At 66.6% G+C, this 8,087-nt stretch carries 6 protein-coding genes; all 6 read left to right on the top strand.

The features are described from left to right. Nucleotides 1-246 precede the first annotated feature (246 nt). The 6 genes from OU682_RS23005 (at nt 247) to OU682_RS22980 (ending at nt 8,010) form a co-directional block, all read left to right on the top strand. Entirely contained in the window at nt 247-549 is a 303-nt protein-coding gene (locus tag OU682_RS23005; RefSeq protein ID WP_268944520.1) for a DUF485 domain-containing protein, read from the top strand. A 1-nt stretch (nt 550) separates the two neighbouring features. Beyond that, the gene (locus tag OU682_RS23000; protein ID WP_268944519.1) at nt 551-2,263 is read left to right on the top strand and encodes a cation acetate symporter; all 1,713 of its coding nucleotides are present in this window, start codon (nt 551-553) and stop codon (nt 2,261-2,263) included. 61 nt (nt 2,264-2,324) lie between these two features. Then, nucleotides 2,325-4,136, top strand: a complete 1,812-nt coding sequence (locus tag OU682_RS22995; RefSeq protein ID WP_268944518.1) for a DUF294 nucleotidyltransferase-like domain-containing protein — start codon at nt 2,325-2,327, stop codon at nt 4,134-4,136. A gap of 79 nt (nt 4,137-4,215) precedes the next feature. Continuing rightward, nucleotides 4,216-4,587 carry a response regulator transcription factor gene (locus OU682_RS22990; protein WP_268944517.1) on the top strand — a complete coding sequence of 124 codons (372 nt, stop codon included), beginning with the start codon at nt 4,216-4,218 and terminating at the stop codon, nt 4,585-4,587. Then, nucleotides 4,581-6,569 (top strand): 3'-5' exonuclease, encoded by a 1,989-nt coding sequence (locus OU682_RS22985; protein ID WP_268944516.1) that lies wholly within the window; start codon nt 4,581-4,583, stop codon nt 6,567-6,569. Before OU682_RS22990 ends, OU682_RS22985 begins: the two co-directional genes overlap by 7 nt. Nucleotides 6,570-6,960: 391 nt before the next feature. Beyond that, nucleotides 6,961-8,010 carry a DUF3616 domain-containing protein gene (locus OU682_RS22980; protein WP_268944515.1) on the top strand — a complete coding sequence of 350 codons (1,050 nt, stop codon included), beginning with the start codon at nt 6,961-6,963 and terminating at the stop codon, nt 8,008-8,010. The last annotated feature ends 77 nt before the right edge of the window (nt 8,011-8,087 follow it).

Here is an 8,087-nt window from a genome sequence, read left to right as displayed (position 1 = left end):
CGAGCCCGAGGTGGTCGACGACCTGATCGCCAACCGCATGAACCGAGGCTGACAAAAAGGCCGCGGAGGGGGGCGGCGGCCCTTTCCTTGAAATCATCTCTGCGGACGCATCCTCGCCCGCAGACCGGTTCCGGCTTGGCCTCTGACGGGTCCACCGTGACCGTTTTCCACGCGCGCAGACGCCGTTCGCCGGTTTTTCGGAGGACGCGGACGGCTCGACAGACATGGCAATGGAGGTGCCAGACCATGGAGCAGAGATTGGCGGAACGGATCGCCGAAAATCCGACCTATCAGACGTTGAAGACCAAGAGATCGCGCTTCGGCTGGATCCTGACCATCGCGATGCTGGTGGTCTATTACGGCTATATCCTGCTGATCGCCTTCAACAAGGAACTGCTGTCCGCCAGGATTGGCGACGGCGTGATGACTTGGGGCATTCCGATCGGTTTCGGAGTGATCGTCTTCACCATCATCATCACCGCCATTTATGTCCGCCGCGCAAACAGCGAATTCGACGTGATGAACGAACAGATAAAGCGGGGACGCTGACATGACACGCAAACTTTCGGGCGCAGGCGCCCTTGCGCTGCTGATGCTGCCGGGCATGGCCATGGCTGCCGACGTGATCCAGGGCGCGCAGAAGCAGCCGACGAACTGGACCGCGATCGTCATGTTCGCGGTCTTCGTGGCCGGCACGCTCTACATCACCAAATGGGCGGCATCGAAGACCAAGTCGGCGGCGGACTTCTATACCGCGGGCGGCGGCATCACCGGCTTCCAGAACGGCCTGGCCATTGCCGGCGATTACATGTCGGCAGCCTCGTTCCTGGGGATTTCGGCAGCGGTGATGGTGTCGGGCTATGACGGCCTGATCTATTCGATCGGCTTTCTCGTGGGCTGGCCGATCCTGACCTTCCTGATGGCCGAGCGGCTGCGCAACCTGGGCAAGTTCACCTTTGCCGACGTGGCGGCGTTCCGCTTTGCCCAGACCCCGGTGCGCGTCTTCGCCGCCTCGGGCACGCTGGTCGTGGTGGCCTTCTACCTGATCGCGCAGATGGTCGGCGCGGGTTCGCTGATCCAGCTTCTGTTCGGCCTGGACTACTGGATCGCGGTGGTCATCGTCGGCGTGCTGATGATGGTCTATGTGCTGTTCGGCGGCATGACCGCAACCACCTGGGTGCAGATCATCAAGGCCTGCCTGCTTCTGGGCGGAGCGTCCTTCATGTCCTTCATGGTGTTGTGGAAATACGGCTTCTCGCCCGAGGCGATGTTTGCCGATGCCGTGCGCGTCAAGACCGACCTTGCCGCTGCGGGTGGCGCCGACGGCGAAGCCGCCGCGGCCGCGGGTCAGTCCATCATGGGGCCGGGCACCTTCATCAAGGATCCGATCTCGGCCATCAGCTTCGGCATGGCGCTGATGTTCGGCACCGCCGGCCTGCCGCATATCCTGATGCGCTTCTTCACCGTTCCCAGTGCCAAGGAAGCGCGCAAGTCGGTGATGTGGGCGACCGGCTGGATCGGCTATTTCTACCTGCTGACCTTCGTCATCGGCTTCGGGGCGATCACCTTCGTGCTAACCAATCCAGACTTCCTCGACGCCGAGGGCAAGCTGGTGGGCGGCAACAACATGGCCGCCGTGCATCTGGCGCAGGCCGTGGGGGGCAACATCTTCCTGGGCTTCATTTCGGCGGTGGCCTTCGCCACGATCCTTGCGGTCGTCGCCGGCCTGACGCTGTCGGGCGCCTCGGCGGTCAGCCACGACCTTTATTCGACGGTGATCAAGAAGGGCGCCGCCGACAGCGCCGCCGAACTGCGCGTGTCGCGGATCACGACCCTGTGCCTTGGCGCGCTAGCCGTCGTCCTGGGGATCGCCTTCCAGAACCAGAACATCGCCTTCATGGTGTCCCTGGCCTTCGCGGTGGCGGCCTCGGCCAACTTCCCGGTGCTGTTCATGTCGGTCCTGTGGAAGGATTGCACCACCTGGGGCGCCGTGATCGGCGGCTTCGTCGGCCTGGCGCTGTCGGTCGGCCTGACTGTGGTCTCGCCCTCGGTCTGGGAAACGACGCTGGGCAACCCGGTGGGGTCGGCACCCTTCCCCTATACCTCGCCGGCGCTCTTCTCGATGACGGCGGCCTTCCTCACGATCTGGATCGTGTCGAAGCTGGAAAGAGGCCGGCGCGCAAGCCTCGACCGGGCCGGCTTCCTGGCGCAGCAGGTGCGTTCGGAAACCGGGATCGGCGCGGCGGAAGCCTCGGCCCATTGACGCGATCTGCCGCGCCCCCTCCCGGGGGCGCGGCTTTCCTTCCTTTGAACGGAAGCATCCCATGTCCCGGATCGAAGATTTCCTTGCCACGATCCACCCCTATGACAGCCTGCCGCAGAACGAACTGGCGCGTGTCGCCGCTTCCTTCGGCCGCAGGAGCTGGCCCGCCGGCAGCTTGATCTATCGCCGTGGCGACTCGCTGCCCGGCCTCTATCTGATCGAAAGCGGCACCGTCCGTGTTTCTGACGCCGCCGGCGACAGCGTGTCCGAACTGGGCAGCCGCAATTCCTTTGGAGAGCGCGGCTTGCTGCGCGACGGCATGGCGGCCACCACCGCGACGGCCGTCGAGGATGTCGCCGTGCTGGTGCTGCCGCGCGCCGAACTGATGCGGCTGATCGGCAGCTACCCTTCGGTCGCGCGCTTCTTCGACCGGAGCGGTCCGGTCAGCCTGCGCCAGAACGATCTGGCCGTGCTGAAAGTGGGCGACCTGATCGGGCGCCATGCCCCGCTGAGTTGCGCCCCCGACACGCCGGTGATCGAGGCCGCCCGCACCATGCGCGACGCCGGCGTCGGCAGCATCGGCGTCGTGGAGGGCGAGCGGCTGATCGGGCTGATGACCATCCGCGACATGTCGAACCGCGTCGTGGCCGAGGGGCGGGATGTCCGGACCCCGATTGCGCAGGTGATGACGCCTGATCCAATCATCCTGTCCGCCTCGGAACTGGGCCTCGACGTGTTGAACATCATGCTGGAACGGCGCGTCGGGCATCTGCCGGTGGTCGAGAAGGGCCGCTTCGTCGGCATGGTCAGCCAGACCGACCTGACGCGGGTGCAGGCGCTGTCGGCCTCGGCGCTGATCCGCGACATCGCGCAAGCGCCGGACAATGCCGGAATCACCCCCGTGATGGCGCGCATTCCCGCATTGCTGGTGCAGATGGTTGACGGCAACTACCGGCACGAGACGATCACGCGGGCGATCTCTGACGTGACCGATGCCGTGACCCGCCGCCTGTTGGCACTGGCAGTAAAGAAGCTGGGTCCGGCGCCTGGCCCGTGGCTATGGGCAGCCTGCGGCAGCCACGGGCGGCAAGAGCAGACCGGGCTCTCGGACCAGGACAATTGCCTGATCCTCGGCGACGAATGCGATCCGGGCGATCCGTGGTTCGCGGATCTGGCGCGTTTCGTCAGCGACGGGCTGAACGAATGCGGCCAGGTCTATTGTCCCGGCGACATGATGGCGACCAACCCCCGCTGGCGGCAGCCGCGTTCGGTCTGGCGCGGTTATTTCCGCGACTGGATCGATCATCCCGACCCCGAGGCGCAGATGCTGGCCTCGGTGATGTTCGACCTGCGGGCCATCGGCGGCGATGCCTCGCTGCTGGCGGGATTGCAGCACACCACCTTGGCGCTCGCGGCGGAGAAGCCGATCTTTCTCTTCAACATGATCGCGAATTCGCTGAAGCACCGCCCGCCGCTGGGGATGATCGGCGGCATCGTCACGCCGCGGTCTGGCGAGCATCGCAACCAGATCGACATGAAGCATAACGGCGTCGTGCCGGTGATCGACCTGGCGCGCGTCTATGCGTTGCAGGGGCGGCTGACCCCGGTCAATACCCGCGCCAGGCTAGTCGAGGCGCAGGCGGCGGGCATCATTGCGGGCCACGGGGCGCAGGACCTGATCGCGGCCTATGACGTGATCCAGACCACGCGGCTGGAAAACCAGGCCGTGCAGATTCGCGCGGGCCAACGACCCGGAAACCACCTGGCCCCTGCCGCCCTGCCCAATTTCGAACGCAGCCATCTGCGCGACGCCTTTGTTGTGGTGCGCGGGATGCAATCCGCGCTTGGCCGCGAAAAGGGAATGCTGGGATGAGGTGCCCAGACGGAAACCGGGGCCGGATCGCCGGCTGTGATCGCGGCCCGCATCCGGGCTGCTGTGGAGGAGGAGGCTGATGGCAGACATTCTTGTGGTCGAGGACGAGGACAATATCGCCATTGCGCTGGATTTCCTGTTGTCGCGGGATGGCCACAGCCACAGGCGCATCGCCACCGGGCTGGGCGCAGTCAACGAAATCCGCGCCAGCCGTCCCGATGTGGTCCTGCTGGACGTGATGCTGCCCGATGTCTCGGGCTATCAGATCGTGCAGGACGTGCGCGCCGATCCGGCCTTGAAGGACGTGCGGGTGCTGATGATGACGGCGCGCGGCTCGGCGGCCGAACGGCGCAAGGGGATGGCGCTTGGCGCGGACGGCTTCATCGCCAAGCCGTTCGAATTGTCGGAACTGCGCGCGGAACTGGCGCGGCTCCTGGCGGGGCCATGCTGACCCGGCTGTCCCTGCGGCTCCGCGTCCTGCTGATCTTCGCCGGGCTTGCGGGCGGGGTGCTGGGCCTCCTGGCCCTGGGACTGTGGGTTTCCGGCCAAAGCCTGTCGGACAAGGGCGTCGGTGCCGTGGCGATCGTTGACGGACTTGTGCCAGCGGCGCTGATCGCGGGATTGGGGGCTTTAGCGATCATCGCCTGGCTCTGGTTCCTGTTCGACCGCAACGTGGCCCGCCCGATCGAACTCTTGGCTGGCGGCCTGCGCACCGGCCAGACGCACGAGATCCCCGAGGCCCGCTATCTGGCCGATCTTGGCCCCGCCGCGCGGGATGCGGCCGAGGCACGGGCGCGGTCAGCCGAAGCGCTGTCCGAGGCCATGGCGGAACATGCCGCCAACCTGCAGCGCGAGAAGGAAACGCTGGAATCCATCCTGGCCGACATTGGTGCCGGTGCGGTGATGACCAACGAGGCAGGGCGGGTTGTCTTCTACAACGCCTCGGCCGCACGGCTTTTGCCCGGGATCGCGCTGGATCGCCCCCTCGACCGCTACCTGGCCGGCGGCACGCTGGAGTCGGCGGCGACGCGGCTGGCGGCGGGGGCGGCCTCGACCGATCTGACCTGCCTGACCCTGGGCGGGCAGCGGCTGTGGGGACGGATTCGCGCCGTTGATGGCGGCACGCTGTTGATGCTTCGTGACCGCCCCGCCGAGCGCCCCGCACCGCGCGAGGCGCTGGAACGGCTGCGCCGCCATGCCGCGACGCTGGTCCCCATGCTGGATGCGCTGGACGGCCCGATTCCGCCAGCGATTGCGCAGTCGATCCGGGCCGAAGGGCAAGGGCTGGCCAGTTCCGTCCGCGAACTGACCGACACGATGACCGGCGATGCGCCGCAGGGCCGGGCGGGCCTGAACGAACTGGCGGCAGGACTGGAACTGCTGCCCGACCAACCCCAGCTCGCGCTGCTGGCCGATGCGGCAGGGTTGAACGGGTTGCTGCGTCATCTGGACCGGCATCTGCGCGCCGAGGGCATCACGCCCCGCATGACCGCCGAGGCAGAGAATGCCGAGGCGTGGCTGTCGATGATCTGGTCCGGTTCGCCGGTGCCGATGGACCGGCTGGAAGCCTGGCTTTCCGAGCCGCCCGATCCGATGCAGCCCGAACTGACCGGCCACGAGATTCTTGCGGCCCATGTCACCGGCATCTGGCCCGAGGCCCGAAACGGAGAGGCCCGGCTGGTGCTGCCGCTGCCCCTCGCGGCCGGGCGTGCGGACGAGGGCAGGCTGACCTATGACTTCGCCCTGTCGGGGGGCGGCGCGGGCTCGACGCGGCTGTCCGACCTGACCTGCGTGGTCTTCGACACCGAGACCACCGGGCTGGACACCGCCTCCGACCGGATCGTGCAGATCGCCGGGCTGCGTATCACCCGTGGCCGGCTGACGGGCGAGCGGTTCGAGACGCTGGTCAATCCCGGCCGGCCGATCCCGCCCGGCGCGACCGCCTTCCATGGCATCACGGATGCGATGGTCACCGACGCGCCCGACATGACCGCCGCGCTGACAGCCTTTCACCACTTCGCCGAGGACGCTGTTCTGGTCGCCCATAACGCGCCCTTCGATATCGGGATGCTGCGCCGCGCCGCGCTCGAGACCGGGGTGTATTTCGACAACCGGGTGCTGGACACGATCCTGCTGTCGGCCCTGGTCTGGGGACAGTCGGCCCCCCATTCCCTGGACATGCTGGCGGCGCGATTGGGCATTGTCATACCCCCCGAGGAACGCCACACGGCCATGGGCGATGCCCATGCCACGGCCGAAGCCTATCTGCGCCTGAGCGAGGCCTTGAAGGCCAAGGGCCTGGAACGGTTCGAGGACATCCTGGCCGAAGCCCGCCGCCACCGCCGCCTGATCGAGGATGCCAACATCCCGCCCGCCGGCGCAGAAGCGCCCCAGAGCGACGGCGTTGCCCCGCCCGGCCTCGGGAACGGCTGATCGCGCCCGCGCAGCGTCGCCGCCCTTGCCGACTTTTTGCGGCTTCCCGAGAGGCGAAAGAGTTGCCGAGCGCCAACCCACCGGGGTCGCGCAATCGCGCCGACGCGAGGCCCTGCCGTGGCAATCCAAGATCGTCACACGGGGATTTCCCTCCAACGCCCATCCGGGACGATTGTGCTCAGCCTTGCGACGTTCAAGGGACCGAGGGCACCCTGCGCACCAGAGCATTGGCTCCATCCTGTTCCGCGAAACGATGTTCGCCAAGCCAACCCCCTGGAACAGCGCCTGAGAGCTTCAGGATTGGCTTTACCCAAGGCTTGATCACCGGCAGGCTGATGATGTCGGGCAAGGCGTCTCGTTCGGCTTTCCTGCCCACCAGGAGGAGGATGACATGGACGCGGCACCGAGCAGGCAGGTGATGCTGATCTTCGGCGAGATAGAGAAGTTCGGGCATGTCGCCGATCCTCTTCGCAAAGATGTTTCGGCGGTGACGCGGGTAGGTGACGCTCTCTTCACCTCCTGCGACGAGTTCGCCAGCGTCGACCGCCTGACGCCCGAGGGCGATGCCTGGGGCAACCATGTCCATTTCGCTTTAGGCGACATCCTTGACCTGCCTGGCGGTCCGGACGGTGAGATGGACATCGAGGGGTTGATGGCCGACAAGGGCTGGCTCTGGGTTGTCGGCTCCCACGGGTTGAAGCGGGGCAAGCCGGATGGGGATGCCCAGGAGGCCATGGACAGCCTCGCGGAGATCAAGCGCGATCCGAACCGGATGTTTCTTGGCCGCATTCCCCTGGCCGAGAGGGACGGCGCACCAACCCTGGTGGCCGAAGATGGCGAACGCCGCGTCCAGACCATCCGCCTTCACCCCAGGAAAAGCCAGCTAAGGAAATGGCTCCGGGGTGACGAGCATATCGGGCCCTTCCTTGCCCTGCCTTGCAAGGAGAATGGCCTGGACATCGAGGGGATTGCCGCACGCGGCATGCGCGTCTGGCTGGGGCTGAGAGGTCCGGTTCTCAGCGAGATGGCGGTGGTGCTCGAGTTCGACTTCAGGGTGACGGCCGCCGGCCACCTCAAGGCGCGGCGCATCGATGGCAAGCGACGTTACCGCAAGCACCTGATCCCCACCCGGGGCTTGGGTATCCGCGATCTCGAACTCGAGGGAGACGACCTGATCCTGCTGACCGCCCCCGTCACGGCCGCCGACGGCGTGGCAGCCATCAGGCGCTGGCGAGGAGCCGTTCATGTCACCTCGTCCGGCTTCGTCGCGGAGGACGATGTCGAGCTGATCTGCGGACTGCCTTATTGCGGGCGGCACGACCACCCCGAAGGCGTGGTGCAGTGGGAGGATGGCGGATGGCTCGTGATCTATGACAGCCCGGCTCCGGAGCGGCTGGAGAACAGTCCCGCCCGGCTTCTTGCCGACATCTGGAAGGGGTGAGTAACTGGGGCAGATTGCGGGGCACAGGTGTTGCGTTCATGATCTCGGTCTGATTCAAGATCGTATGGGCCTGTCAT

It is taken from the genome of Paracoccus benzoatiresistens, assembly GCF_026913015.1.
Lineage (GTDB): Bacteria > Pseudomonadota > Alphaproteobacteria > Rhodobacterales > Rhodobacteraceae > Paracoccus > Paracoccus benzoatiresistens.
Note: the sequence above shows the minus strand (reverse complement) of the source record. Positions and strands in the feature narration are given on the sequence as shown.

What these genes read in the sequence shown, in the direction of transcription:
- OU682_RS22980 (WP_268944515.1), top strand. Translation starts at nt 6,961, where the DNA reads ATGGACGCGGCACCGAGCAGGCAGGTGATGCTGATCTTCGGCGAGATA.
- OU682_RS22990 (WP_268944517.1), top strand. Translation starts at nt 4,216, where the DNA reads ATGGCAGACATTCTTGTGGTCGAGGACGAGGACAATATCGCCATTGCG.
- OU682_RS22995 (WP_268944518.1), top strand. Translation starts at nt 2,325, where the DNA reads ATGTCCCGGATCGAAGATTTCCTTGCCACGATCCACCCCTATGACAGC.
- OU682_RS23000 (WP_268944519.1), top strand. Translation starts at nt 551, where the DNA reads ATGACACGCAAACTTTCGGGCGCAGGCGCCCTTGCGCTGCTGATGCTG.
- OU682_RS23005 (WP_268944520.1), top strand. Translation starts at nt 247, where the DNA reads ATGGAGCAGAGATTGGCGGAACGGATCGCCGAAAATCCGACCTATCAG.
- OU682_RS22985 (WP_268944516.1), top strand. Translation starts at nt 4,581, where the DNA reads ATGCTGACCCGGCTGTCCCTGCGGCTCCGCGTCCTGCTGATCTTCGCC.